We start from the raw sequence: 25,721 nt of genomic DNA on the forward strand, positions 1-25,721 counted from the left end.
GTGGCCTGTCCACCCGGAATCAGACCCCGCGCGCTCGCCCCGGACCACAATGACCGCGCGGGCCGCCGGGGCCGGCGGCCGGGCGACGGGAGGTGGCCATTGCGGTACGGGGTGCTGGGCACGGGCGAGGTGGGCCGGACGCTGGCCGGGCGGCTGGTGGAGCTGGGGCACGAGGTGACGCTCGGTTCGCGCACCGCGGACAACCCGGTGGCGCGGGAGTGGGCCACCGCGTCGGCGAGCCGGGCGCGCGCCGGGACGTTCGCGGACGCGGCGGAGGCGGCCGAGCTGGTGATCAACGCGGTGAGCGGGCAGGTGGCGCTGGACGCGCTGCGGGCGGCGGGTGCCGCGCACCTGAACGGCAAGGTGCTGGTCGACGTCTGCAATCCGCTGTCGTTCGAGGGCGGGCTGCCGCGGCTCGACCCGGTGGACTCGGACAGCCTGGGCGAGCGGATCCAGCGGGCCTTCCCCGGGGCGCGCGTGGTGAAGACGCTGAACACCGTCGACTTCAGGGTGATGACGGACCCGGGCCGGGTGCCGGGCGAGCACCATCTGTTCCTGTGTGGGCAGAGCGCGGCCGCCAAGGAGCAGGCGCGGGCGCTGCTCGGGGATCTGGGGTGGCCGGCCGCGCGGGTGCTCGACCTGGGCGGCATCGCGGCGGCGCGGGCACTGGAGATGTACGTGCCGCTCCGGCTCCAGCTGGCGCGGGCGTTGGGGCACGGGGACTTCAACATCGAGGTGCGCGTCGCCGGTTGACGGGTGGATCGGTGCGCCTCAGGGGGCTACCCGTCGGTAGCAATCGCTGCCAAGCTGTGCACGGCGTCCGTTCGTGAGCAGTCCAGCCGAGGAGCACCCCATGTCCGCCACCGTCTCCTTCCCCGTCCCGACCCCGCGCGGCCCCGCGGACGTGACCGTCTCCTACGCGCGCGTGGGGCGCGGCGAGCCACTGGTGCTGCTGCACGGCATCGGCCATCACCGGCAGGCCTGGGACCCGGTCGTGGACATCCTCGCCACCGAGCGCGAGGTGATCGCCGTCGACCTGCCGGGCTTCGGCGCCTCCCCCGCCCTGCCGAACGGCCTGGCCTACGACCTGTCCACCACCAACACCGTGCTGGCCGCCCTGTTCGAGGCGCTGGACCTGGACCGCCCGCACGTGGCCGGCAACTCGCTGGGCGGACTGCTCGCCCTGGAGCTGGGCCGGGGCAGGCTCGTACGGTCCGTCACCGCCCTCTCGCCCGCCGGGTTCTGGACGCAGGCCGAGCGGCGGTACGCCTTCGCGACGCTGCTCGCGATGCGGGGCATAGCCCAGCGGCTCCCGCTGCCCCTGGTGACCCGGCTGAGCCGCAGCGCCGCCGGCCGCACCGCGCTGACCAGCACCATCTACGCCCGCCCCGCCCGCCGACGCCCCGAGGCCGTGGTCGCGGAGACCCGGGCGCTGGTCGAGGCGACCGGGTTCGAGGCGACCCTGCGGGCCGGCGCCGCCGTCCGCTTCACCGACGACATTCCCGGCCTCCCGGTGACGGTGGCCTGGGGCACCAGGGACCGCCTCCTGATCCGGCGCCAGGGCATCCGGGCCAAGCAGACCATCCCGCACGCCCGGCTGATCCGTCTGCCCGGCTGCGGACACTGTCCGATGAACGACGATCCGGCGCTGGTGGCACGGGTGTTGCTGGACGGCAGCCGGGACTGAGGTCCTCGATGCGGGCGGACGGCTGTTCATCCGGGGTTCGCGTGCGCGTCTCGCGGCCGCAGTAGGTGTGGCGGTGTACACCGGCCGGATCCCGCCACTGGAGGCTCAGCCATGTCCCATCGTCCGCTCCCCGGTCGCCGCGGCGTTCTGCGCGGCTCCCTCGCCGCGTCGGCGGCGCTCGCCCTGCCCACGGGACTCGGCGCGGCCCCGGCGTTCGCCCGGTCCGGACGGCCCCGGGCCGACTGGGGCGTCCGGACCGGTGACGTCACCACCGACTCGGGCCTGGTGTGGGTGCGGGCGGACCGGCCGGCCCGGATGGTCGTGGAGACCGCGGCGACCGAGTCGTTCCGCTACCCGCGCCGCTTCCTGGGCCCGCTGCTCGGCGCGGACAGCGACTTCACCGGCACCACCCGGCTGTACGGCCTGCCCTCCGGCGAGCAGATCCACTACCGGGTGCTGCTCGCCGACCCCGACGACCCGCGCCGCACCGGCGAGCCGGTGACCGGCACCTTCCGCACCGCGCCCGCCAAGCGGCGCCAGGGGGTGCGGTTCGTCTGGTCCGGGGACCTGGCCGGGCAGGGCTGGGGCATCAACGAGTCGATCGGCGGCTACCGCATCTTCGACGCCATGGCCAGGACCGATCCGGACTTCTTCCTGTGCAGCGGTGACACCATCTACGCCGACGGGCCGATCTCCGCGACCGCCGCCCTGCCCGACGGGAGCGTCTACCGCAGCCTCACCACCGAGGCGAAGTCGCACGTGGCGATCAGCCTGGACGACTACCGGGGCAACTTCCGCTACAACCTGCTGGACGGCGCGCTGCGCCGGTTCAACGCCCAGGTGCCCGGCATCGTCCAGTGGGACGACCACGAGGTCCGCAACAACTGGTACCCCGGCGAGGTGATCGGCGGCGGCACCCCCTACCCGGCCGGCACCCGCCTGAACGACCTGGCGCGCAACTCCCGCCGGGCCTTCGCCGAGTACTTCCCGGTCTCCACGCCGGGCGCCCGCGCCGACGGCAGGATCTACCGCACCCTCCACCACGGTCCGCTGCTCGACGTCTTCGTGCTGGACATGCGCACCTACCGCAACGCCAACTCCCCCGACGACCAGACCACCGACCCCGTCGGCATCCTCGGCCGCGCGCAGTTGGAGTGGCTCAAGCGCGAGCTGGCCGCCTCCCGCGCGGTGTGGAAGGTGATCGCGAACGACATGCCGCTGGGCCTGGTGGTGCCGGACCCGGTGGAGGGCAGGCCGAACTTCGAGGCGGTCGCGCAGGGCGACCCGGGCGCGCCGCTCGGGCGGGAACTGCAGATCGCCGAACTGCTGCGGTTCATCAAGCACCGGCGGATCACCGGCACGGTGTGGCTGACGGCCGACGTGCACCACACCTCGGCGCAGCACTACGATCCGTCGCGGGCCGCGTTCAAGGACTTCGCACCGTTCTGGGAGTTCGTCTCCGGACCGCTCAACGCCGGCGCGTTCCCGGCCAGTGACCTGGACGGCACGTTCGGCCCGGACCGGGTGTTCGTCAAGGCGCCCACCGTCTCCAACGTGTCGCCGGCCGAGGGCTACCAGTTCTTCGGCGAGGTCGACATCGACGGCGCGAGCGGCGAACTGACGGTACGGCTGCGGGAGTACGACGGCACCGTGCTGTTCACCCGGACGTTGCGGCCGGGCCTGGTCGGCCAGTAATCGACCCCCGCTCCCAACGGTTCCCGTACGCTTCGAGCCATGTCGCGCGTCGGCGTCATCCCCCGGCGCGCGGCAACGTCGGCCCGGGGGCCGCCTTCCCCCTCCGCCGGGCACACCGGCCTCCGCGGGGGTGCGGAGAGCGACCGTAGAAAGTGAAACAAATCGGGCGGAGCATGCTTTACCTGACGGTCACAAACAGTTCGTGATCACGCAACACGTTTCCTTCACAGTGGCTGTTATGACTCCGGACATGTCTGATGTGACCCGGGCCCGGCACGGCCGGCCCGTCCACCACTGGCGGCGGGACCTCGTGGAACTCGCCGCGGTCTTCACCGCCGTCGCCGTGGCCGACGCGGTGGCCAACCTCGTCGGGCACGGTCCCGACGGCCCGGCCTTGCTGGGCATCTCGGCGCTCGCGCTGGCCGCCACGGCGGGCTTCCACACCTGGTGGGCACGGCGCCACGGGCATGCCCCGCCCGTCCGCGATACCGGCGCCCGGCCGGCCGCCGAGACGCGGCCGGCCGGGCCCGGCGTGCTGTGGCGGATGCGCACGACGGTCAGGGACGAGCCCGGTTCGCTGGCCGAACTGTGCGGGGCGCTGGCCGGGCACCGGGTGGACATCCTGAGCCTCCAGACGCACCCGCTGGCCGACGGCACCGTGGACGAGTTCCTGCTGCGGGCGCCCGGGACGCTGTCGGCCACGGAGCTCACCCGGGCGGTGGCGGCGGCCGGGGGTACCTCCACGTACATCGAGCGGGCCGACGCCCACGATCTGGTGGACGCGCCGACACGGGTGCTGGGCCTGGCCGCGCGCACCGCCGTCGACGCCGCGGAACTGCCGCTGGCCCTGCGGCAGTTGCTCGGCCGCTGCACGATCCGCTCGGTGCCCGGCCGCGCGGTCGACGGCGCGCACCAGGTGCCGGCCGAGGGCGTCCTGGAGGACACCGTCATCCGGCTGCGGGCGCCGGAGGGCGGGGTGCTCACCGTGGAGCGGCCGTATCTGCCGTTCACCCCGGCGGAGTTCGCGCGGGCCCGGGCACTGGTGGAACTGGACGCGCGGCTGGGCCCGCGGATCCCGGACGGGCAGTACGTGCTGACGCTGCCCGAGGGCAACGACATCACCGTACGGCGGATCGACACCGGTGACCTGGCCGCGGCGAAGGCGATGCACGAGCGGTGCTCGGCCCGCACCCTGTCGCTGCGCTACCACGGGCCGGTCCGCGACGCGGACCGCTACCTCAACCACCTGCTCAGCCCGCGTTTCGGCCGGACGCTGGCCGCGCAGACGCCCTCCGGGCGCGTCGTCGGCCTCGGGCATCTGCTCTGGGACGGCGACGAGACGGAGGTCGCGCTGCTGATCGAGGACGACTGGCAGCGCCGGGGCGTCGGCGCGGAGCTGCTGCGCCGGCTGGTGGGGATGGCCCGCGAGGCCCACTGCGACAGCGTGTACGCGGTGACGCAGGCCTCCAACACCGGCATGGTCGCCGCGATGCGGGGCCTCGGCCTGCCGCTGGACTACCAGGTGGAGGAGGGCACGCTGGTGATCACGGCGCGGCTGACCGCGGAGCCCGCCGCCCGGCCCGCGTTCGACCGGGTCCACCGGGACTGAACCGGCTCGCGGCGCCCGGCCCCGGCCGGGCGCCGCACCGGCCGTCAGCCCACCGCCTCGCCCAGCGGCACCGGCGTCCGCACCCGCTGCCCCAGCGCCCGGTCCAGGTCGGCCCAGAGGTCCTCGACGTCCTCCAGCCCCACCGACAGCCGGAGCAGTTTGTCGCTCACCCCCGCGTCCTGGCGGTCGTCCGCGGCGACGATGCGGTGGCTGATGGAGGCGGGGTGCTGGATGAGGGTGTCGACGCTGCCGAGGCTCACCGCCGGGGTGACCAGGCGGACCCGGGAGATGACCTCGTGCGGGTCGCCGTGCACCTCGAAGGCGATCATGGCGCCGCCGAGGCGGGGATAGCGGACCCGGGCCACCCGCGGGTCGAGGGAGAGCCGGCGGGCGAGTTCCGCGGCGTTCGCGGAGGCGGCCCGGACCCGGACCGGGAGCGTGGACAGGCCGCGCAGCAGCAGGTAGCCGGCGAGCGGGTGCAGGACGCCGCCCGTGGCGAAGCGGATCTGCCGCAGCCGGCCCGCCATCTCCTCGTCGCAGGCCACGACGCCGGCCAGCACGTCGCCGTGTCCGCCGAGGTACTTCGTCGCGCTGTGCAGCACCAGCCGCGCGCCCCGCTCGGCCGGCCGTTGCAGCACGGGGGTGGCGAAGGTGTTGTCGGCGAGCAGCGGCACCGAGCCGCAGGCGTGCGCCACGGCCCGCAGGTCGAGTTCGGCGAGGGTCGGGTTGGCCGGGGACTCGACCATCACCAGGCCGGTGTCCGGGCGCAGCGCGTCCGTGATGCCGGCCGGGTCGGACCAGGTCACCTCGGTGCCGAGCAGCCCGGCGGTGAGCAGGTGGTCGGAGCAGCCGTACAGGGGTCGTACGGCGACGACATGGCGCAGCCCCGCCGCCGACCTGGCGAGCAGCACCGCGCTGAGGGCGGCCATGCCGCTGGCGAAGGCGACCGCGGACTCGGTGCCCTCCAGCCGGGCCAGCGCGGTCTCGAAGCGGGCGACCGTCGGGTTGCCGAGCCGGCCGTAGACCGGCGGCCCCACCAGGTCCGCGCCGTCGGCGGCGAAGGCGTCGATGCGGGCCGCCTCGCCCCGGCTGTCGTGGGAGGGGTAGGTGGTGGACAGGTCGATCGGCGGGGCGTGCCGCCCCTGGCGGGCGAGATCGTCGCGGCCGGCGTGCACGGCCTCGGTGGCCAGGGCTCTCGGTGCGGGGCGTACGTCGTCGTAGGCGCCCGTGCTCGCTGTGTCCATGGCCGGAAGGGTGAACATCGAGCGGTTCTGCGCGGTGGAACACCGTGTTATGTTCGGCCGATGGCCGATTCCGTCGTACTGGACCCGGTGGATCTCCAGCTGCTGCGGCTGCTGCAGAACGACGCCCGGATCACCTACCGCGATCTCGCCGCCCAGGTGGGTGTCGCGCCGTCGACCTGTCTGGACCGGGTGACCCGACTGCGCCGCTCGGGCGTGATCCTCGGCCACCGGCTGCGACTGGATCCGGCCAAGATCGGCCGCGGCTTGCAGGCGCTGCTGTCGGTCCAGGTCCGCCCGCACCGCAGGGAGCTGGTGGGGCCGTTCGTGGAGCGGGTGCGCGCCCTGCCGGAGGCCCGCACGGTGTTCCATCTCACCGGCCCGGACGACTACTTGGTGCACGTGGCCGTCGCGGACATGGCCGATCTCCAGCGGCTGGTGCTGGACGAGTTCACCGCGCGGCGCGAAGTGGCCCGGGTGGAGACCCGGTTGATCTTCCAGCAGTGGGAGTGCGGTCCGCTGCTGCCGCCCGGCAACGCCGACAGCTGAATCGTCCGTCACTCGGATGACGCGGGGACATGCGCCGTACGAGGATGGGCGGCATGTCTGAGACCAACAGCCCGCTGCCCCGCCAGGTCGCCGACGCCTACGTCGACGACCTCATCGCCCTCGACCCCGTGACCGGAACCTACCTGGGGGTGCCGGAGAGTTCGGGCCGGCTGCCCGACTACTCCCCCGCCGGTCAGGAGGCGCTCGCGGAGCTGGCCCGGACCACGCTCGCCAAGCTGGCCGAGGCGGAGCGCCGGCCGGGCGCGGACAGCGACGTGGAGCGGCGCTGCGGGCGGCTGCTGCGGGAGCGGCTGACCGCCGAACTCGCCGTGCACGAGGCACACGAACACCTGCGCGCCGTCGGCAACATGCACACCCCGGGCCACTCGGTGCGCGACATCTTCACGGTGATGCCGGCCTCCACCGAGGAGGACTGGGCGGCCATCGCCGAGCGGCTGCGCGCGGTGCCGGGCGCCCTCGCGGGCTACCGCGAGTCCCTCCAACTGGGCCTGGACCGCAAGCTGTTCGCGGCGCCCCGGCCGACCGAGACGTTCATCGGCCAGCTCACCGAGTGGATCGACGCGGACGGCGAGGGCCGCGGCTGGTACGAGGAGTTCGCCGCCGCCGGACCCGACGCGCTGCGCACCGAGCTGGACGAGGCGGCCCGCTCGGCCACCGCGGCCCTGGCGGAACTGCGCGACTGGCTGCGGGAGGTGTACGCGCCGGCCATCGAGGGCGCCCCGAACGTCGTCGGCCGGGAACGGTACGCCCGCTGGTCGCGCTACTTCAACGGCACCGACCTGGACCTGGACGAGGCGTACGCGTACGGCTGGTCGGAGTTCCACCGCATCCTCGGCGAGATGAAGCGGGAGGCGGAGAAGATCCTGCCCGGCGCAAAGACGCCATGGGTGGCGTTGGCCCACCTGGACGAGCACGGCCGGCACATCGAGGGCGTGGACGAGGTCCGCGACTGGTTGCAGGGCCTGATGGACCGGGCGATCGCGGACCTGGACGGCACGCACTTCGAACTCGCCGAGCGGGTGCGGAAGGTGGAGTCGCGCATCGCCCCGCCCGGCGGCGCGGCGGCCCCCTACTACACGGGCCCGTCGGAGGACTTCTCCCGGCCCGGCCGCACCTGGCTGCCCACCATGGGGCAGACCCGCTTCCCGGTCTACGACCTCGTCTCGACCTGGTACCACGAGGGCGTGCCCGGCCACCACCTCCAGCTCGCGCAGTGGGCACACGTGGCCGAGAACCTCTCCCGCTACCAGGCGACGGTCGGCATCGTCAGCGCCAACGCCGAGGGCTGGGCGCTGTACGCGGAGCGGCTGATGGACGAGCTGGGCTACCTCACCGACCCGGAGGAGCGCCTCGGCTACCTGGACGCGCAGATGATGCGGGCGGCCCGGGTGATCGTGGACATCGGCATGCACCTGGAGCTGGAGATCCCCGCCGACTCGCCGTTCCACCCCGGCGAGCGCTGGACACCGGAGCTGGCGCAGGAGTTCTTCGGCAAGCACAGCAGCCGCCCCGCGGACTTCGTGGAGAGCGAGCTGACCCGGTACCTGACGATCCCCGGCCAGGCCATCGGCTACAAGCTCGGCGAGCGGGCCTGGCTGCTGGGCCGGGAGCGGGCGCGGCAGCGGCACGGGGCGGCGTTCGACCTGAAGTCCTGGCACATGGCGGCCCTCTCCCAGGGCTCCCTCGGCCTGGACGACCTGGTGGACGAGCTGTCCGCACTCTGAGCCGGTCCCGGCTCCGCTCACTCGATCGGCGTGCCCGGCGCGCGGCTCCCCCCGTTCCCCTCCCATGCTGGCGAGCGGGGGACGACCGCCGTCCGGGTACGCCGCGCCGGCCGCGTGGCGCGTGCACCGGACCCTGGCCACCGGAAGGGCGGAGCGTCGATGAGGCTCGTCGTCGATCTCAACAAGTGTCAGGGGTACGCGCAGTGCGCATTCCTCGCGCCCGACGTCTTCGCCATGCACGGCGAGGAGTCGCTGGTCTACGACCCGCGGCCCGACCCCGAGCAGCGTGAGCGGCTGGCCCGGGCGGTGGCCGCCTGCCCGGTGCAGGCGATCACCGCCGACGGGGTGGACGGGTCACGGCGGGGACCGGAGGCCGCCGATGGCCGTTGACGGAGTGGACCGGCTGCGGCGCGAGGGCCGGATCGTGATCGTGGGCGCCTCGCTGGCCGGGCTGCGGGCGGCGGAGACGCTGCGCGCGGAGGGCTTCACCGGGGAGCTGACCCTGATCGGCGACGAGCCGTACGAGCCCTACGACCGGCCGCCGCTGTCCAAGGCGGTGCTGCTCGGCAAGGCCGGCCCGCACCGCACCGAGCTGCCCCGGCGCCGGGAGATCGACGCCAAGTGGCGCCTCGGCGTGGCGGCCACCGGCCTGGACCTGAGGGCCCGACGGGTGCGGCTGGCCGACGGGGACGAGGTGGCGTACGACCGGCTGCTGATCGCCACCGGGGTGCGCGCCCGGCCCTGGCCGAAGGAGCCGGAGGCACGGCTGGACGGCGTCTTCCTGCTGCGCACCCGGGACGACGCGGCCGGGCTGTACGGGCGGCTGAAGGCGGGGCCGCGCCGGGTGTTCGTGATCGGCGGCGGGTTCGCCGGCTGCGAGGTCGCCTCCGCGTGCCGGGAGCGGGGCATCCCGGTCACGGTGGCGGAGCGGGCGGGCGCGCCGCTGGTGGGCGCCCTCGGCGGGGTGATCGGCTCGGTCGCCGCGGAGCTGATGCGCGAGCACGGCGTGGACCTGCGCACCCGGGTGACGGTGACGGCGCTGGAGGGCGATCCGGCCGGCCGGGTACGGGCGGTGCACCTGTCCGACGAGAGCGTGGTCGAGGCGGACGTGGTGGTCGTCTCGCTGGGCTCGCAGCGCAACACCGAGTGGCTGGCCGGGTCCGGGCTCGGCGCGGGCCCCCGGGGCATCGCCTGTGACGCGGGGTGCCGCGCCTTCGACTTCCGGGGCATCGTCACCGACGACGTGTTCGTGGCGGGTGACGTGGCCCGCTCCCCGCACGCGCTGTTCGAGTACCAGTTCCTCTCGCTCGAACACTGGGGCAACGCCGTGGCACAGGCGGAGACGGCCGCGCACAACATGATCTGCGACGGCACGGACCGGCGCCCGCACCTGTGGATGCCGGCGTTCTGGTCCTCGCAGTTCGGGGTGAACATCAAGTCGGTCGGGGTGCCCCCGATGGGCGAGGAGCTGATGATCACGCAGGGCTCGACGGCCGAGCGCCGGTTCGTCGGGGTCTACGGCCACAAGGGCAGGGTGGTGGCCGCGGTGAGCTTCGACAACACGCGGTGGCTGGAGTTCTACCAGCGGCAGATCGAGCGGGGCGCGCCGTTCCCGGTGGAGCACCCGACGCTGGACCGGCGCCCCGAGGAGCGGCGGCCGGTGCCGGCCGACTTCCCGGACCCGTCGCTGCCGAGCCACGCGGCCATGGTGACCCTCAGCGGCTACTCGCCCGCCGACACCCGGCTCGTCTTCCACCCGGCCCGCCACTGAGCCCTCCGCCCCGCCACGGCTCGCCCGGCCCCGCCCACCGGCTCCGCCCGGCGCCCCCACCGACATCCGCCCGGCCCCTCCCCACGCTCCGAGGACCCCCCATGACGCAAGACTCGCTCGTGCGCCGGATCACCGACTTCGCCAGCCGCGCCGACCCGTACCCGCTGTACCGGGAGCTCCGCAGCACACCGGTGCTGCACGAGGAGGAGGGCGGCCCCTACGTCATCAGCTCCTACTGGGACATCGAGGCGCTGCTGCACGACCCGCGGATCAGCTCGGACGCGGCGAACCTGGCCGCCGCCGGGGAGGACCCGCTGGCCGGGTCGGAGGAGACGGGCGGGCTGCCGCCGTCGTTCCTGCGGCTGGACCCGCCCGAGCACGACCGGCTGCGGCGCATCGCCAACAGCGGCTTCGGACCGCCGCACCGCCCGCGCCGGATCGACGGCATGCGCGGTGAGCTGCGGGAGATCGTCACCGCGCTGATCGACGGCTTCGGGGACGCCCGGCGGATCGACCTGGTGGACCAGTTCGCCTATCCCTTCCCGGTGACCGTGATCTGCCGGCTGCTCGGGGTGCCCCGGGAGGACGAGCCCCGCTTCCGGGCCTGGGTCGACCCGCTGGTGGCGAATCTCGACCCGGGGATGCGGCAGGGCGGGGACGGGGACTTCGAGCGGACGGCCCGCGAGGCCCGGATGCAGCTCGGCATGTACCTGGCCGGGCTGGTCGAGGAACGGGCCAAGGAGCCGCGCGACGACCTGCTGTCGGACCTGGTCAACAGCCGGGGTCCGGACGGCGCGATGACGATGATGGAGGTGCTCAGCACGGCCGTGCTGCTGCTCATCGCCGGCCATGAGACGACCGTCAACCTGATCACCAACGGCATGCTCACGCTGCTGCGCCATCCGCCGGTGCTGGAGCGGCTGCGCCACGAACCGGACCTCGCGCCACGCCTGGTGGAGGAACTGCTGCGCTACGAGCCCCCGGTCCAGCTGGTGCCCCAGCGCACCTGCATCACGGACATCGAGGTGCGCGGGGTGACGATCCCCAAGGGATCGCGGATCTGGCTGATGCTGGCCGCGGGCAACCGGGACCCGGAGCGGTTCGCGGACCCCGACCGGTTCGACCCGGACCGCGAGGACGTCCAGCACCTCGGCTTCGGCAGCGGCATCCACATCTGCTTCGGCGCGCCGCTGGCCCGGCTGGAGACCCAGATCGCGCTGACCGAGCTGGCCCGGCGGCTGGAGAACCCGCGCCTGGCGCAGGACCCGCCGCCGTACCGGGAGAACGCGGTGCTGCGCGGGCCGCGGCACCTGGAGATCGACTTCGACGGACTGCGCCCCTGAGCCCGTCTCAGCTCGTCAGCGGCGTGAGCTGGACCAGCCCGACCCAGGTCTCGGGGCCCGGCTGGGCGTACGCGGTGCGTACGGTGTACGGCCCGGCGGCGAGCGGCACCTTCAGGTGCTCCTGCCGGTCCGCCTCGCCGCCCGGCCAGGCCGAGTCGAACAGCACCACGGGCCCGGGCACGTCCCAGCGCAGCTCCTGCTCCCACACGGCCCCCTCCAGCGCGGCCGGCACCCCGGCCAGCAGCTCGCGCTCGGACTCGGCCGCGGACCACCGGACGAAGGTGCCGTGCTCGGGCAGATAGGCGGTGGCGGCCGGCTCGTCACCGAGCACGAGCGCCGCGCTGTCACCGACGGGCAGCAGCCCGGCGTACCCGGCGACCTCGCAGGCCCGGTCGTAGTCCGTGTCCAGCTCCTCGCTGTCGGCCCCCGCCCAGAACGGCAGGACCACCTCCGGAACGGCGATCAGGGGCCCACCGCCCGACTCCACCCACTCCAGCACTCCATGATCTTCAATCCGAGCCATGGGCGAAGAACCTACACGTACCCTCGCGGGCGGCCGAACCCGCCTTCCCCCAGGGGCGGTTGACACGAGCCCGCGCCCCGCTGCCGCCGGACGGACCGGGCCGCGGTGCTCCACCTCGATCAGGTCCCCCGCTGCCGCAGCGTCGACCCCGTTCGGCCCTTCACGACCTCCAGTTGGGCGTGGATGCGGCGGCGCAGGTCGGGGACGTGGCTGACGATGCCCACGCTGCGGTCGCGCTCGCGCAGGCCGTCGAGGACGTCGAGGACCTCGTCCAGGGTCTGGTCGTCGAGGCTGCCGAAGCCCTCGTCGATGAAGAGGGTGTCCAGGCGGACGCCCCCGGTCTCGTCGGTGACGACGTCGGCGAGGCCGAGGGCGAGGGCCAGGGAGGCGAAGAAGGTCTCGCCGCCGGAGAGGGTCGCGGTGTCCCGTTCGCGGCCGGTCCAGGCGTCCACCACGTGCAGGCCGAGACCGCTGCGGCCGCGGCCACTGCGGTCGTCGGAGTGGACGAGGGTGTAGCGGCCGGAGGACATGCGCTGGAGGCGGACGGTCGCGGCGGCGGCGACCTGTTCCAGACGGGCGGCGAGCACGTACGACTCCAGGCGCATCCTGCGCTCGTTGTCGGCGGCGGTGCCCGCGGTGAGGGCGGCGAGCCGGGCGACCCGGTCGTACTCCTCGCGCAGCGGTCCCAGCCGGCGCACGGCCTCGGCGGCACGGGCGGACAGCCGGTCCAGTTCGGCGCGGCAGCGGTCGGCGGCGTCACGGGCGGAGACGGCCTCCCGCAGCCGGTGCTCGGCCTCGGCGGCCGCCCGTTCGGCGCCGGCCGGGTCGGCGGGCGGGCGCCGGGCGGCGGCCGCGGTGTCCGCCTCGGCGAGTACGGCGCGCACGGCCGCCTCCTCCGACTGCCAGGCGTCCAGGCGGTGTTGCAGCTCGCGGTGCCCGTCGTCGGTGAGCAGGGCGGCGGCCGCGGCCTCGGGGGTGGCGAAGCCGGCCCGGTAGGCGGCGTCGGCCAGCCGGGCGTCGGCGGTCTTCAGGCGCTGGGCGCTGTCCTCGGCGGCGCGTACGGCCTCCGCGGCCTCGGCGTACTGCGCCGCCTGCCGCTCCAGCTGGGCGGCGCGCGCGGCCACGCTGTCCGCGGCCCCGCGGGCCTTGGCCAACTCCGCTTCCAGCTGGGTCTGTTCGCGCTCCAGCGCCTCGCGCCGGGTGAGCCGGGAGGCGGCCCGTACGGCGGCCTGCTGCCGTTCGGCGAGGCGCCGCTCGCGCTCCTGCTCGGCGCTCCGCAGCTCCTCGTGGGCGGCGTGCAGCCCGGAGGCGGCCTGCCGGGCGCGGGCGTACTCCTGCTCCAACTCGTCGGCCTCGGCGGCGAGTTCCCCGGCGGGGGTCTCGCCGGCCTCGGCGGTGGCGGCGGCCAGGGACTCGCGTACGGCGGCGACGCTCCGCTCGGCCTCGGTGTGCCGGCGGTCGGCCTCCTGGGCGGCGGCGTGCGCCTGTTCCTCGGCGGCGCGGTCCACGTGCCCGGCGACCTTGCGGGCGGGCGCCGGGTGTTCGGTGGCGCCGCAGACCGCGCACGGCTCGCCGTCGGTGAGGTGGGCGGCCAGTTCGGCGGCGATGCCGGTCAGGCGCTGTTCCTTGAGGTCGAGCCAGTGGGCGCGGGCGTCCAGGGCTCGCTGTCCGGCGTCCTGGGCCCGCCGCCGGGCCGTCTCGAGGTCCTCGGTGAGGGCGTCGCGGGTGCGGGCCGCCGCCAGGCGCCGCCGCATCGGTTCGCGGCGGACGCCGAGCTGTTCGGCGCGGGTGGCGGCCTCCTGGGCGGTGTCGATGCGTGCCTGGAGGTCGGCGCGTGCGGCGTCCCAGCCCTCCAGCCAGGCGTCGGCCTCGCGCAGTACGTCCTCGTCGGCGCGCTCCTGGCGGTCCAGGCCGGCGCGTTCGGCGGTCACCTCGGCGAGGCGTCGCTCGGCCCGCCGGGCGGCGTCCAGGCCGCCCAGTTCCTCGGCGGCGCGGCGGGCGGCGGCGGCCAGTGCGCTCGCGTCGGCGTCGGCGAGCGCGCCGGGCAGCAGGCTCCTGGCGCGGGCCTCGGCGGCGTCCGCCCCGCGGTGCTCCCGCTCGGCCTCCGCCCGCACATGCAGCGCGGGCGCGACCTGCTCGGCCTTGCGGGAACGCGCCATGCGCTCCTGGTCCTCGCGATGATCGCCGGCCCGCGCGTCGAGCCGCTCGGCGCGCCGCCGCGCCTCGGCGAACCGGCCCTGCAACCGCGCGAGTTCGCGTTCTTCGTCCAGGGCGCGACGGGCGTCGGCGTGGGCGGACTCGGCGGCGGCCAGGCGGCTGTGGGCGACGGCGAGGCGTTCCCGGGCGGTGGTGCGGGCGACGGCGGCGGCACCGAGCACCGTCTCGGCGAGTCCCGGGTCGCCGGGTGCCAGCTCGGGCAGCTCCATGGCGTCGCCGGCGGCCTGCTGCATGCGGTGGGCGTCGGCGAGGAGGGCGGCGTCGCCCTCGCGCACCCGGGCCTCGGCGGCGCGGCGGCGCTCGGCGAGGCGCTTCTCGACGTCGGCGAAGCGCTGAGTGTCGAACAGGCGGCCCAGCAGCCGGCCGCGGGCCTCCGCGTCGGCACGCAGGAAGCGGGCGAAGTCGCCCTGCGGCAGCAGCACGACCTGGCAGAACTGCTCCCGGCTCATGCCGAGCAGCTGCTCGAACTCGGCCCCGATCTCCTGGTGGGAGCGGCTGAGGTCCTTCCAGGCGCCCGCCGTGGCGTCGTACTCGCGCAGCCAGGTCTGGGCCTTGTCGACGGTGGTGCCCTTGCCGCGCAGCTTGGGGCGCTCCCAGGGCGGCTGCCGGGTGACCTCCAACCGGCGCCCGGCGACGGTGAGTTCGAGGCGGACCTCGGTGCGGGTGCCGGGCTCGGCGTGGTCGCTGCGCAGGTTCATGCCCTGGCCCGTGCCGCTCTGGCGGGCGCCGGGGACGGAGCCGTACAGGGCGTAGCAGACGGCGTCCAGGACGGAGGTCTTGCCGGCGCCGGTGGGGCCGTGCAGCAGGAAGAGGCCGGCGGCGGACAGCGCGTCGAAGTCGACGTGCTGGGTGGTGCCGAAGGGGCCGAAGGCGGTGATGTCGAGCCGGTGCAGCCTCACCGGGCCACCTCCCGTACGGCCGCGTCGGCGCGGACGGCGTCGAAGGTCTCGCGCAGTATCGCGCTCTCCCGTTCGTCCGGTCCGGCGCCGCGGACGTGGGCGACGAAGTCCCGGGCGATCTGCTGGTCGCTGCGGCCCGCGAGGCGCCGGGCGTAGGAGACGCGGGGGTCGTCGGGGGCGCGCTCGGGGGCGAAGACGAGGCTCAGGGTGTGCGGGAAGCGCTCGGTGAGCCGGGCCATCGGGTCGGCCGGGCGGACGCTGTCGGTGAGGGTGGCCTCGATCCAGGAGTCCTCGTGGCGGGCGAGGTCCGGGTCGGCGAGCAGTTCCTCCAGGGTGCCGCGGACGCGGGCCAGCGGGCGCGGTACCGGGCAGTCGAGGCGTTCGGCGCGGACGGTGCCGTCGGCTGCGAGGTCGACCAGCCACATGCTCTTGCGGTGGTCGGCCTCGGAGAAGGAGTAGGCGAGCGGGGAGCCGGAGTAGCGCACGCGCTCGGTGAGGGTCTGGCAGCCGTGCAGATGGCCGAGGGCCACGTAGTGGGCGCCGTCGAAGACGCCGGCGGGTACGGCGGCGACGCCGCCGACGGTGATGTCGCGTTCGCTGTCGCTGGCCTCGCCGCCGGTGACGAAGGCGTGGGCGAGGACGACGCAGCGGGTGCGGTCCGGGCGGGTGGCGAGGTCGGCGCGGACCCGGTCCATGGCGGCCGCGAGGACGGCCTCGTGGCCTGCCTTCTCGACGCCGAACTCGTCCTTCACCAGGGCGGGTTCGAGGTAGGGCAGGCCGTAGAGCGCGACGTCGCCGTGGGCGTCGGCGAGCACCACGGGGGTGGCGACGGCGGACGGTTCGGTGCGCAGGTGGATGCCGGCGCGGTCGATGAGTCCGGCGCCGACGCCGAGACGGCGGGCCGAGTCGTGGTTGCCGGAGATCATCACCGTGGGCACGCCCAGTGCGGCGAGGCGGTGCAGGGCGTCGTCGAAGAGTTCGACGGCGGCGAGCGGGGGCACCGCGCGGTCGTACACGTCTCCCGACACGAGCACCGCGTCCACCTCGCGCTCGCGCACGGTGGCGACGAGGTGACCGATGAACTCGGCCTGGGCGCCGAGCATGCTCACCCGGTGGAAGGCCCGGCCGAGGTGCCAGTCGGACGTGTGCAGGAGTCTCATGACCACCGAGACTAACGGCCGGGTACGACAACCCGGCCGGCTACTCGCGTACCACCCGTCATGCCCGGCACACCACACATGCGTTATGCCCTTTTTGTCACTCTTGGTCAGACATCTCCGTAGGCCTCGCCGCCCAGTTCGAAGGCGGCCGTGCCCGCGGTCGCGTCGGCGAGCCAGCCCCGGAAGGCGTCCACGTCGGCGTCCGGCAGGCCGATCTCGAGGGTGACGGCCTCCTCGTAGCGCACGTCGCGGACCTCGCGGCCGGTGGCGCGCAGATCGTTCTGGAGCTTGCCCGCGCGCTGGTGGTCGACGGTGACGGTGGCCAGCCGGAAGCGGCGCCGGGTGCGGGTGCCGAGCGCGTCCAGGGCCTCGCCGACGGCGCCGCCGTAGGCGCGGATGAGTCCGCCGGCGCCGAGTTTGACGCCGCCGTAGTAGCGGGTGACGACGGCGACGACGTACCGCATCTCGCGGCGCAGCAGCATCTGGAGCATGGGGACGCCGGCGGTGCCGCCCGGTTCGCCGTCGTCGCTGGCCTTCTGCACGGAGGCGTCGGCGCCGATGACGTAGGCCCAGCAGTTGTGGGTGGCGTCGGCGTGCTCCTTGCGGACGGCCGCGATGAAGTCCTGGGCCTCCTGCTCGGTGGCGGCCGGGGCGAGGGCGCACAGGAAGCGGGAACGGTTGATCTCGGTCTCGTGCACGCCCGCGTGGGCGACTGTGCGGTACTCGTCCTGCATCCGGCCACCCTATGCGCAGAGGGCGGACGGCTCCCGTCTAGGGTCTTTCGTTTGGATCAGGCCGGATCAGGGAGCGGGGCCCGGTGCGTGCAGATGCAAGGCGGAGGAGGGAGTCGACGCGATGGGGGTGCCCCCGCGCGAGTGAAGCCGAGCGTGGGGGAGTCGGCGACTGACGACAACGCGGCAGATGCGCGTGCCGGGCCCCGCGAGCCCGGCTTGATCCAAACGAGAGGCCCTAGGTACGGCTCCCGCCCCGGGGTACCCGGAACCAGGTCAGCAGGGCGGCTCCGGGGGTGAGGGCCGGCCAGCCGGTGGCGTGCCAGGCGAGGACGGCGATCGCGGCGGTGGGGAACTTGGCGCGCAGCCGGTCCAGGGTGTCGTCGAGGCCGTCCCCGGCGAGCGTGCGGACCAGGTCCTCCAGGCCCGGGTTGTGCCCGACGAGCAGCAGCGTCTCCACCTCGGGCGGTGTCTCGCGCACGACCGCCAGCAGGTCGGGCACGCCGGCCGCGTACAGCCGGGGCTCGTAGCGCACCGGGGGCGGCGTCCCCCATTCGGCGGAGGCCAGCTGCCAGGTCTGCCGGGCGCGTACGGCGGTGGAGCACAGGGCGAGGTCGGGCAGGAGGTCGGCCTCGGCGAGGGCGCGGCCGGCGGCGGGGGCGTCCCGCAGGCCGCGCGGTGCCAGCGGTCTGCGGTGGTCGGGCACGCCCTCGGGCCGGGCCGACTTGGCGTGCCGGAGCACCACCAGCCGGCGCAGCGGACCGGAACTCACTCGAGGGTCCCGAGGTCACGGGCGAGGTCGAGGGCGAGCAGCCGGTCGGCGTAGGCGAAGGTCTCGAACCGGGCGCCGTCGGGCACCTCGGGGTCGGTCTCCACGTCGCCGAGCACGTCCAGGAACCCCAACATGTCCAGGTCGTCCTCCCAGGCCCGCGCGAGCCGCGCCCGCACCGCCTCCGGCACGGGCCGCGAGGGGGAGCGGGCCCACCCGGCCATGGCCCCGCGCCATCCCGCGAGCCGCTCGGCGGCGGCGCCGATCGCGGTCTCGTCCAGCCGGGCGTTCTCCCGGCGCGGGACGCGGAGCAGGGCCAAGCGGAGGGCGGCGGGGTCGGCGAGGAGCGCGGACAGCGGGGTCTCTTCGGGGGCGCCCTCGCCCGCCCCGGGCGTGCGCCCCGACCACACGGCCGGCGCGACGAGGACCAGCGGCCCGTCCCCGGGCCACGCGGCACCCTCGCCCTCCCCCGCCACCAGCACCGCGCCCGGTCCGCCCGCGCCGGGCGCGAGCCCGCGGGCCTCCTCGAAGGGGCGGACGGCGAGGGCGTCGGCGGCGGCGCGGAGTTCCCCGGGCAGCGCGGTGGCGAGGGTGGGCCAGGCCTGGGTGCCGTTCAGTTCCAGGGCGCGGGCGAGGAGGTCGGCGGTGAGCAGTACCCGCAGCGAGGTGAGGCCGGTACCCGGGGCACGGGCCTCGATGCGGGTCAGGCCGCCGCGCCGGGCGGGCGCGGCGGGGACGGGTGCACCGGTTCGGGCGTCGAGGATGCGCAGCACGGGGCGAGCGTAGGCGCGCGGGCGGCCGTACGCGGGTACCGCGCGCCGATTCCGGACACCGTGGCGGGGCGGGAACGGGGAATCCGTGTTCCGCGGCGCCGGTTGACGGCAGCGGAGAACATCCCACACCACGAAGGAGGCGGACGTGTACGGCGATGAGGCGACAGTTCGCAGGATTCTGACCGAACTGGGCGATACCTGGGCGGTGGTCGGCCTGTCCGGCAATTCCGCGCGGCCCGCGTATCGCGTGGCGCAGGTGCTTCAGCGGTTCGGCAAGCGGATCGTGCCGGTGCACCCGAAGGCGGAGACCGTGCACGGCGAGCGGGGGTACGCCTGCCTGGCGGACATCCCCTTCGACGTCGACGTGGTGGACGTCTTCGTCAACAGCTCGCTGGCGGGCGCGGTGGCCGACGAGGCCGTGGCGAAGGGCGCCCGGGCGGTCTGGTTCCAGCTCGGTGTCGTCGACGCGGCCGCGTACGCGCGCACCCGGGAGGCGGGCCTGGACATGGTGATGGACCGCTGCCCGGCCATCGAAATTCCCCGCTTGACCTAGTGTCAGCACTTCTTCATCACAATTCCGTGCTGAATATTGACATTCGCGTATGGCGGGTGAGCTGTGAAAATCCTGTCCTCAAGACAGGCAAGATCCTGAGTCAAGTTTTGGTAAGCGGCCTTTTGCCGACAGGGAAAGCGTTCCTAGCCTGTGGCCTTCTTCCTCGTTAAACCTGCGTTTACGATCTGAGAGGCCACTTGACATGGCGAAAGTCGACCAGGCTGCACCGGTAGCCGTCAGTGACACCGGGGGTCTGCGCCGCGACGTCGGACTCATCGGCCTGATGTGGGCCTCCGTGGGCTCCATCATCGGCTCCGGGTGGCTGTACGGCGCCGAGAAGGCCGTCGTCGTGGCCGGTCCCGCGGCGATCATCTCGTGGGTGATCGGCACGGTGGCCATCGTCCTGCTGGCACTCGTGCACGCCGAGCTCGGCGGCATGTTCCCGGTGGCGGGCGGCACCGCGCGCTACCCGCACTACGCCTTCGGCGGCCTGGCCGGCATGTCCTTCGGCTGGTTCTCGTGGCTGCAGGCCGCCACCGTCGCCCCCATCGAGGTCGAGGCCATGATCGGCTACGCCGGTCACTGGAAGTTCGCCCAGGGCCTCCAGGACGCCGGCGGCACGCTGACCGCGAGCGGTGTGGTGACGGCGATCGTCCTCATGGCCGTCTTCGTCGGCGTCAACTTCTTCGGCGTCCGCGCCCTGGCGCACACCAACAGCGCCGCGACCTGGTGGAAGATCGCCATCCCGCTCGCGGCGATCTTCATCATCGCCGTGGGCAACTTCCACGTCTCCAACTTCACCTCGCAGGGCTTCGCCCCCTTCGGTGCCAAGGGCATGCTGGGCGCGATCAGCTCCAGCGGCATCATCTTCGCGCTGCTCGGCTTCGAGCAGGCGATCCAGCTGGCCGGTGAGAGCCGCAACCCGAAGCGGGACCTGCCCCGTGCCACCCTCGGCTCGGTCGCCATCGGCGCCGGCATCTACATCCTGCTCCAGATCGTCTTCATCGCCGCGCTGCCGCAGGTCTCCTTCGCGCACGGCTGGGCGAAGCTGGCCTACGCCGGCATCAGCGGCCCCTGGGCGGGCCTCGCCACCGTGGTGGGCCTCGGCTGGCTGGGCTGGGTGCTCTACGTCGACGCGATCATCTCCCCCGCCGGCACCGGCCTGATCTACACCACCGCCACCTCGCGCGTCTCCTACGGCCTGGCCAAGAACGGCTACGCGCCCAAGGGGCTCACCCGGACGGACAAGCGCGGTGTGCCGTGGATCGGTCTCATCGTCACCTTCGTCACCGGCATCCTCTGCTTCCTGCCGTTCCCGAGCTGGCAGAAGCTGGTCGGCTTCATCACCTCGGCGAGCGTGCTGATGTACGCGGGCGCGCCGCTGGCCTACGGCGTCTTCGCCGACCGTCTGCCGCACTTCGAGCGCCCCTACCGGCTGCCCGCCGGCAAGGTCGTCGCGCCGGCGTCCTTCGTGATCGCCAACCTGATCATCTACTGGAGCGGCTGGGACACCCTGTGGCGGCTGGGCTTCGCCATCCTGCTCGGCTACGTCCTGCTGGGCTCCTACGCCTGGTGGGCCAACGCCAAGGGCAAGCCGGACGCGCCCCGGATGGACTTCAAGGCCGCGCAGTGGCTGCCCGTGTACCTGCTGGGCATCGGCGTGATCTCCTGGCAGGGCGGCTTCGGCGAGGGCAGCCAGGGCAACATACCGCTGTACTGGGACATGCTGGTCGTCGCGGCGTTCTCGCTCGTCGTCTACTACTGGGCGAAGGCCACCGCTTCCGGGACGGAGGCGATCGAGCGCAGCATCGACGAGGTCGTCGTCACGGACGCGCCGACCCACTGAGCCGCCGCTCCGACCGGTGCCCCGCCGACCGCCCGCGGTCGCCGGGGCACCGCCGTCTTCCGGGCCGCCCGCCCGGCGCGCGCCCCCGCGTCACGCCCTCACCCCTCCTCGCGTTCCGTCTCCGCGAGCCGGTGGTCGGCGGTCTTCAGGGCTTCGTCCACCAGGCGGCGCAGATGGCCGTGGCGCAGGGAGTAGATCACCCGGCGGCCCTCCTTGCGGGTGTCGACCAGGCCGGCGAGGCGGAGCCGGGCCAGGTGCTGGCTGACGGCCGGGCGGGCGGCGGCGCAGGCTTCTGTGAGAGTGCTGACGTCGGCCTCTCCCGAGGCCAGGGTGTGCAGCAGGGCGAGGCGGGTGCGGTCGCCGAGCAGGGCCAGGAGTTCGGCGGCGAGCGCGAACTGTTCGTCGCCCGGGGTGCGCTGCTGCGCAGGGTGCGCAGTTGACAGGTGCATGCGTGCGCTCATACGCACATAATGTCCCCGTGGACGTTCCGCGTCCACCGCCGCCCACCCGGAAGGGGACCTTCGTGAGCGATCACCACGAGCACGGCCCGCACCAGCACGGCACCCCCTCGCTCCGCCACCGCCTGGCCCATCTGCTCACCCCGCACTCGCACGAGACCGCCGACAAGCTGGACGCGGCGCTGGAGTCCTCGGCGCAGGGGATGCGCGCGCTGTGGGTGTCACTGGCCGTGCTGGGCGCCACCGCGCTGGCGCAGGCGGCCGTGGTGGCCGTCTCGGGGTCGGTCGCGCTGCTCGGCGACACCGTGCACAACGCCGCCGACGCGCTGACCGCCGTACCGCTCGGCATCGCCTTCGTGCTGGGGCGGCGGGCGGCGAACCGGCGGTTCACCTATGGCTACGGCCGCGCCGAGGACCTCGCGGGGCTGGTGATCGTGCTGACGATCGCGGCCTCGGCGGCCTTCGCCGCCTGGGCGGCCGTCGGACGGCTGCTCGACCCCCGTCCGGTCACCGACCTGCCCGTGGTGGCGGCGGCCGCGCTGGTCGGCTTCGCGGGCAACGAGTGGGTGGCCCGGTACCGCATCCGGGTCGGCCGGCGCATCGGCTCGGCCGCGCTCGTCGCCGACGGGCTGCACGCGCGTACCGACGGCTTCACCTCGCTCGCCGTGCTGCTGGGCGCCGCCGGGTCCGCCCTCGGTCTCCGACTCGCGGACCCCGTCGTCGGGTTGGCGATCACGGCCGCGATCGTGCTGGTGCTGCGGGACGCGGCGCGGGAGGTGCTGCGGCGGATGCTGGACGCGGTGGACCCGGCCCTGGTGGACCGGGCCGAGCGGGCGGCGCTGGCGGTGCCGGGGGTGCGCTCGGTGGGCGAGCTGCGGCTGCGCTGGATCGGGCACCGGCTGCGGGCCGAACTCGCGGTGGTGGTGGACGGCGAGGCCACGCTGCGGCAGGCGCACGCGATCGCCGTCGCGGCCGAACACGCCTTGCTGCACGCCCTGCCACGGCTGACCGCCGCCCTGGTGCATGCCGACCCGGCGCCGGTGCCGGGCGAGCGGGACCCGCATCTCGCCCTCGCCCATCACCTCACGACGTAGGGCCCGTCTTCCGGATCTTGCCGACCCGAGCCGACCTGATCCGGAAGAAAGGCCCTGGTCAGACGCCGAGTCCCTCCAGCACGACCGCCCCGGGCAGCTCGGCGAACACCTTGCCCGGCACCAGCAGTTTGCCGCGCCGCCGGCCGCTGCCGACCAGGACGTAGGGCAGGTCGACGACGGCCGCGTCCACCAGGAGGGGCCAGTCGGCGGGCAGTCCGATCGGGGTGATGCCGCCGTACTCCATGCCGGTCTCGCCGGTCGCCGTCTCCATCGGGGCGAACGAAGCCTTGCGGGAGCCCAGTTGGCGGCGGACCACGCCGTTGACGTCGACCCGGGTGGTGGACAGGACCAGGCACGCGGCGAGCGTGGTCTCGCCGCCCCGCTTGCCCGCGACCACCACACAGTTCGCCGACCGCTCGGTCAGGTCGCTGCCGTAGTGCTCCAGGAAGACGGCGGTGTCGGCCCAGCGCGGGTCGGTGTCGACGTAGAGGACGCGGTCGGCAGGGATGCCCGCCCGCCAGTTCCGTACCGCGTCGGCCACCGGGGCGGTCAGTTCGTCCAGGCAGTCCGGTACCGGGGTCGCGGTCTCGAAGTTTCCGATGGGTGCGCGCATGCCCGCACGCTAACAAGGCTCCGCCGGCGGACGCGGGGGTGTCTCACTGCACGGGCGGCACGGAGACCGCCATCATCATCTTCATGGGCACGTCGCCGCGGTTGGCGTAGACGTGCGGGACGTTGGCCTCGAAGGTGGCGCTGGCGCCGGTCGGCACGGGGTGGTCCTCGCCCTCGACGGTGAGGGTGAGTTCGCCGGCGACGACATGGACGAGTTCGACGGTGCCCGGCGGGTGCGGCTCCGCCACGCTCTGGTCGCCCGGCATCAGCATCCAGTCCCACAACTCCAGCGGGCCGGGGGCCTCGGTGCCCGCGAGGAGCCGGTTGTGGCTGCCGGACTCGGACTGCCACAGCCGTACCGCCCGCTCGGCGGGGACGATGCGCACCTTGGGGCCCCGCGCGTAGTCGAGCAGGGTGGTGACGCTGATGCCGAGCGCGTCGCCGATCTTGACGATGGTGCCGATGCTCGGGTTGGTGCGGGCCTGCTCGATCTGGATGAGCATCCCCCGGCTGACGCCCGACCGCGCGGCGAGCACGTCCAGGGTGAAGCCGCGCACCGAACGCCAGTGCCTGACGTTGCGCGCCAGTGACTGGGTCAGCAGTTCGAGGTCAGACACGTTCCGTCCAATATCCGAGATAGTTCACTTTTTTGGATGGCGCAGTCCAAGAGACTGAACTACGGTGAAGCGCGCCCCTCCGTCCGACGAACTGTACTGCGAGGCACCGTGACCGCCCTCTTCGCCCTGATCACCAGCCTGTTGTGGGGGCTGGCCGACTTCGGCGGCGGGCTGCTGACACGACGTACGCCCGCGTTGACGGTGGTGGTCGTCTCCCAGGGCATCGCGGCGGCCGTGCTCGGCGCGATCGTCGTGGCCACGGGCGCCTGGAGCGAGGCCGGGCCCCGGCTCTGGTTCGCGTTCGCGGCGGGCGTGGTCGGGCCGGTGGCGCTCCTCTCCTTCTACAAGGCCCTCGCCCTCGGCCCGATGGGCGTCGTCTCCCCGCTCGCCACGCTCAGCGTCGTGGTCCCCGTCGGCGTGGGCCTGTTCCTGGGCGAGCGCCCGGGGCTGCTCCAGCTCGCGGGCATCGCGGTCGCCGTCCTCGGGGTCGTCCTCGCGGGCGGCCCGCAGCTGCGCGGTGCGCCCGTGGAGCGGCGCACCGTCCTGCTCACCCTGGTCTCGGCGCTCGGCTTCGGCACGGTGTTCGCCCTGATCGCCGAGGCCTCCACCACGGTCACCGGCCTCTTCCTCGCACTGTTCGTGCAGCGCCTGACCAATGTCGCCGTGGGCGGGGGCGCGCTCGCCGCCTCCCTGCGGCGCGGCGGCACCGCCGTACCGGAGAGCGGCTTCCCCTACCGCTCGCTGCCCGCGCTGGCCTTCGTCGGCCTGGCCGATGTCGCGGCCAACGGCACCTACGCGATCGCCGCCCAGCACGGCCCGATCACGGTGGCCGCCGTGCTCGCCTCGCTCTACCCGGTGGTGACCGCGCTGGCCGCCCGCGGCTTCCTCAGCGAACGGCTGCGCGCGGTCCAGGCGGCGGGCGCGGGCCTCGCCCTGCTGGGCACGGTGCTGCTGGCGACCGGCTGAGCCTCAGCCCTCGCCGTCCAGCTCCGCCAGCCGCGCCACCGCGGACTCGTCCAGCCGGGCCAGCGCCCGCAACTGCTCCGGCGTCGTCCCATCCGGGATCGGCACCGGGGCGGGGGTGCGCAGCGGCGGCTGCCAGCCGTCCTCGGCCGTCCAGCGCCGTACCACCCTGGCGGGGGCGCCGGCCACCACGGCGTGGTCGGGCACCGTGCCGCGCACCACGGCGCCCGCGGCCACCACGACGTTCCGGCCGATCCGCGCGCCCGGCAGGATCACCGCGCCGGTGCCGATCCAGCAGCCGGGGCCGATCTCCACGGGCTCCATGCGGGGCCACTGCCGGCCGATCGGCTCGTGCGGATCGTCGTAGGAGTGGTTGGTGGAGGTGACGTAGACGTACGGCCCGAAGTAGCAGTCCCGGCCGATGGTCACCGTGGTGTCGGCGATGACGTGGCTGCCGCGGCCGAGCACGACGCCGTCGCCGATGCGCAGGACGGGGTCCGGGCCGAGGTCCAGGTCCGGCATCAGGCCCGCGGTCAGGGTGACCTGTTCGGCGATGATGCAGTGGGAGCCGAGCCGGATCCAGGGCTCGCCGAAGACCGTGCCGAGCGGGAAGGCGAGCCGGGTCGCCTCGCCGATGGCGCCGAAGCGAAGGCCCCCCGGGTGCTCCGCCGTGACGGAGCCGGTGCGCTGGACCCAGGCCCATGCCCGGTGGACGGCACGCTGGGCGACGCCACGGCGCCAGGATGAGAACGTGTTCTTGCGCTTCGGCACGGGGTCACGTTACTCACGGGTCGCCTCGGCTCGGAGGCCGGACCGCTGTGATCTTTGCCCCACCCGCTGTCGTACCGTGCGGGATACCTACGGAC

Annotated in this window: 24 protein-coding genes; 13 read left to right on the forward strand and 11 right to left on the reverse strand. The window is 74.2% G+C overall.

Annotated elements, in window-relative coordinates:
• Positions 1-99 precede the first annotated feature (99 nt).
• From ACSP97_RS06425 to ACSP97_RS06440, 4 genes are all read left to right on the forward strand, one after another.
• Positions 100-753 carry an NADPH-dependent F420 reductase gene (locus ACSP97_RS06425; RefSeq protein WP_355326594.1) on the forward strand — a complete coding sequence of 218 codons (654 nt, stop codon included), beginning with the start codon at positions 100-102 and terminating at the stop codon, positions 751-753.
• Positions 754-853: 100 nt separating this feature from the next.
• The gene (locus tag ACSP97_RS06430) at positions 854-1,687 is read left to right on the forward strand and encodes an alpha/beta fold hydrolase (RefSeq protein WP_440556716.1); all 834 of its coding nucleotides are present in this window, start codon (positions 854-856) and stop codon (positions 1,685-1,687) included.
• Positions 1,688-1,798: 111 nt separating this feature from the next.
• A complete protein-coding gene (locus ACSP97_RS06435; protein WP_440556718.1) occupies positions 1,799-3,382 on the forward strand; it encodes an alkaline phosphatase D family protein in 1,584 nt (527 codons plus the stop codon).
• 250 nt (positions 3,383-3,632) lie between these two features.
• Positions 3,633-4,991, forward strand: a complete 1,359-nt coding sequence (locus tag ACSP97_RS06440) for a GNAT family N-acetyltransferase (RefSeq protein WP_355155023.1) — start codon at positions 3,633-3,635, stop codon at positions 4,989-4,991.
• Positions 4,992-5,035: 44 nt separating this feature from the next.
• Here the strand turns inward: ACSP97_RS06440 and ACSP97_RS06445 are convergent, their stop codons facing one another.
• Positions 5,036-6,235 carry a trans-sulfuration enzyme family protein gene (locus ACSP97_RS06445; protein ID WP_440556720.1) on the reverse strand — a complete coding sequence of 400 codons (1,200 nt, stop codon included), beginning with the start codon at positions 6,233-6,235 and terminating at the stop codon, positions 5,036-5,038.
• A gap of 60 nt (positions 6,236-6,295) precedes the next feature.
• Here ACSP97_RS06445 and ACSP97_RS06450 point away from each other — a divergent pair, with 60 nt between their 5' ends.
• From ACSP97_RS06450 to ACSP97_RS06470, 5 genes are all read left to right on the forward strand, one after another.
• Positions 6,296-6,781 carry an Lrp/AsnC family transcriptional regulator gene (locus ACSP97_RS06450; protein ID WP_070028223.1) on the forward strand — a complete coding sequence of 162 codons (486 nt, stop codon included), beginning with the start codon at positions 6,296-6,298 and terminating at the stop codon, positions 6,779-6,781.
• 53 nt (positions 6,782-6,834) lie between these two features.
• Positions 6,835-8,526 carry a DUF885 domain-containing protein gene (locus ACSP97_RS06455; protein ID WP_355155018.1) on the forward strand — a complete coding sequence of 564 codons (1,692 nt, stop codon included), beginning with the start codon at positions 6,835-6,837 and terminating at the stop codon, positions 8,524-8,526.
• 159 nt (positions 8,527-8,685) lie between these two features.
• Complete coding sequence (locus ACSP97_RS06460) at positions 8,686-8,916, forward strand: ferredoxin (protein ID WP_355326606.1); 231 nt, start codon at positions 8,686-8,688, stop codon at positions 8,914-8,916.
• The gene (locus tag ACSP97_RS06465; protein ID WP_364733483.1) at positions 8,906-10,297 is read left to right on the forward strand and encodes an NAD(P)/FAD-dependent oxidoreductase; all 1,392 of its coding nucleotides are present in this window, start codon (positions 8,906-8,908) and stop codon (positions 10,295-10,297) included. Before ACSP97_RS06460 ends, ACSP97_RS06465 begins: the two co-directional genes overlap by 11 nt.
• Positions 10,298-10,398: 101 nt before the next feature.
• On the forward strand, positions 10,399-11,640 hold the full coding sequence (locus ACSP97_RS06470) for a cytochrome P450 (protein ID WP_358297409.1): 1,242 nt from the start codon (positions 10,399-10,401) through the stop codon (positions 11,638-11,640).
• 7 nt (positions 11,641-11,647) lie between these two features.
• On the opposite strand, the gene ACSP97_RS06475 is transcribed toward ACSP97_RS06470, so the two are convergent.
• The 6 genes from ACSP97_RS06475 to ACSP97_RS06500 all read right to left on the reverse strand — a co-directional run bounded on the left by ACSP97_RS06475 (position 11,648) and on the right by ACSP97_RS06500 (position 18,712).
• On the reverse strand, positions 11,648-12,163 hold the full coding sequence (locus tag ACSP97_RS06475) for an immunity 21 family protein (protein WP_355155010.1): 516 nt from the start codon (positions 12,161-12,163) through the stop codon (positions 11,648-11,650).
• Between the two features lie 119 nt (positions 12,164-12,282).
• Positions 12,283-15,279, reverse strand: a complete 2,997-nt coding sequence (locus ACSP97_RS06480; RefSeq protein WP_440556725.1) for an AAA family ATPase — start codon at positions 15,277-15,279, stop codon at positions 12,283-12,285.
• Complete coding sequence (locus ACSP97_RS06485) at positions 15,276-16,439, reverse strand: exonuclease SbcCD subunit D (protein ID WP_440556728.1); 1,164 nt, start codon at positions 16,437-16,439, stop codon at positions 15,276-15,278. Before ACSP97_RS06485 ends, ACSP97_RS06480 begins: the two co-directional genes overlap by 4 nt.
• A gap of 107 nt (positions 16,440-16,546) precedes the next feature.
• Complete coding sequence (locus tag ACSP97_RS06490) at positions 16,547-17,173, reverse strand: YigZ family protein (protein ID WP_355155004.1); 627 nt, start codon at positions 17,171-17,173, stop codon at positions 16,547-16,549.
• A 235-nt stretch (positions 17,174-17,408) separates the two neighbouring features.
• Positions 17,409-17,942 carry a SixA phosphatase family protein gene (locus ACSP97_RS06495; protein ID WP_355155395.1) on the reverse strand — a complete coding sequence of 178 codons (534 nt, stop codon included), beginning with the start codon at positions 17,940-17,942 and terminating at the stop codon, positions 17,409-17,411.
• Entirely contained in the window at positions 17,939-18,712 is a 774-nt protein-coding gene (locus ACSP97_RS06500) for a hypothetical protein (RefSeq protein WP_440556730.1), read from the reverse strand. The genes ACSP97_RS06495 and ACSP97_RS06500 overlap by 4 nt, the downstream gene beginning before the upstream one ends.
• Before the next feature lie 145 nt (positions 18,713-18,857).
• Here ACSP97_RS06500 and ACSP97_RS06505 point away from each other — a divergent pair, with 145 nt between their 5' ends.
• Together ACSP97_RS06505 and ACSP97_RS06510 are read left to right on the forward strand one after the other, a co-directional pair.
• On the forward strand, positions 18,858-19,265 hold the full coding sequence (locus ACSP97_RS06505) for a CoA-binding protein (RefSeq protein WP_355326630.1): 408 nt from the start codon (positions 18,858-18,860) through the stop codon (positions 19,263-19,265).
• A 202-nt stretch (positions 19,266-19,467) separates the two neighbouring features.
• Positions 19,468-21,111, forward strand: coding sequence for an APC family permease (locus ACSP97_RS06510; protein WP_355326633.1), 1,644 nt, complete (start codon positions 19,468-19,470; stop codon positions 21,109-21,111).
• Between the two features lie 98 nt (positions 21,112-21,209).
• On the opposite strand, the gene ACSP97_RS06515 is transcribed toward ACSP97_RS06510, so the two are convergent.
• Positions 21,210-21,572, reverse strand: coding sequence for an ArsR/SmtB family transcription factor (locus ACSP97_RS06515; RefSeq protein ID WP_355155387.1), 363 nt, complete (start codon positions 21,570-21,572; stop codon positions 21,210-21,212).
• A gap of 62 nt (positions 21,573-21,634) precedes the next feature.
• Here ACSP97_RS06515 and ACSP97_RS06520 point away from each other — a divergent pair, with 62 nt between their 5' ends.
• On the forward strand, positions 21,635-22,663 hold the full coding sequence (locus ACSP97_RS06520; protein ID WP_358679368.1) for a cation diffusion facilitator family transporter: 1,029 nt from the start codon (positions 21,635-21,637) through the stop codon (positions 22,661-22,663).
• Between the two features lie 58 nt (positions 22,664-22,721).
• Here ACSP97_RS06520 and ACSP97_RS06525 read toward each other — a convergent pair whose 3' ends face one another.
• Positions 22,722-23,276 (reverse strand): YbaK/EbsC family protein, encoded by a 555-nt coding sequence (locus tag ACSP97_RS06525; RefSeq protein WP_355155384.1) that lies wholly within the window; start codon positions 23,274-23,276, stop codon positions 22,722-22,724.
• Between the two features lie 43 nt (positions 23,277-23,319).
• Complete coding sequence (locus ACSP97_RS06530) at positions 23,320-23,892, reverse strand: helix-turn-helix domain-containing protein (RefSeq protein ID WP_355524913.1); 573 nt, start codon at positions 23,890-23,892, stop codon at positions 23,320-23,322.
• Between the two features lie 108 nt (positions 23,893-24,000).
• On the opposite strand from ACSP97_RS06530, the gene ACSP97_RS06535 reads away from it, so the two are divergent.
• Positions 24,001-24,858: an EamA family transporter gene (locus ACSP97_RS06535; protein ID WP_440556735.1), complete on the forward strand. Its 858-nt coding sequence runs from the start codon at positions 24,001-24,003 to the stop codon at positions 24,856-24,858.
• A gap of 3 nt (positions 24,859-24,861) precedes the next feature.
• On the opposite strand, the gene ACSP97_RS06540 is transcribed toward ACSP97_RS06535, so the two are convergent.
• The gene (locus tag ACSP97_RS06540; protein WP_355155380.1) at positions 24,862-25,626 is read right to left on the reverse strand and encodes an acyltransferase; all 765 of its coding nucleotides are present in this window, start codon (positions 25,624-25,626) and stop codon (positions 24,862-24,864) included.
• Positions 25,627-25,721 lie beyond the last annotated feature (95 nt).

Origin of the sequence: Streptomyces sp. SCPE 10, from assembly GCF_051980735.1 — a bacterium.
In the GTDB taxonomy this organism is placed as follows: Bacteria; Actinomycetota; Actinomycetes; order Streptomycetales; family Streptomycetaceae; genus Streptomyces; species Streptomyces misionensis.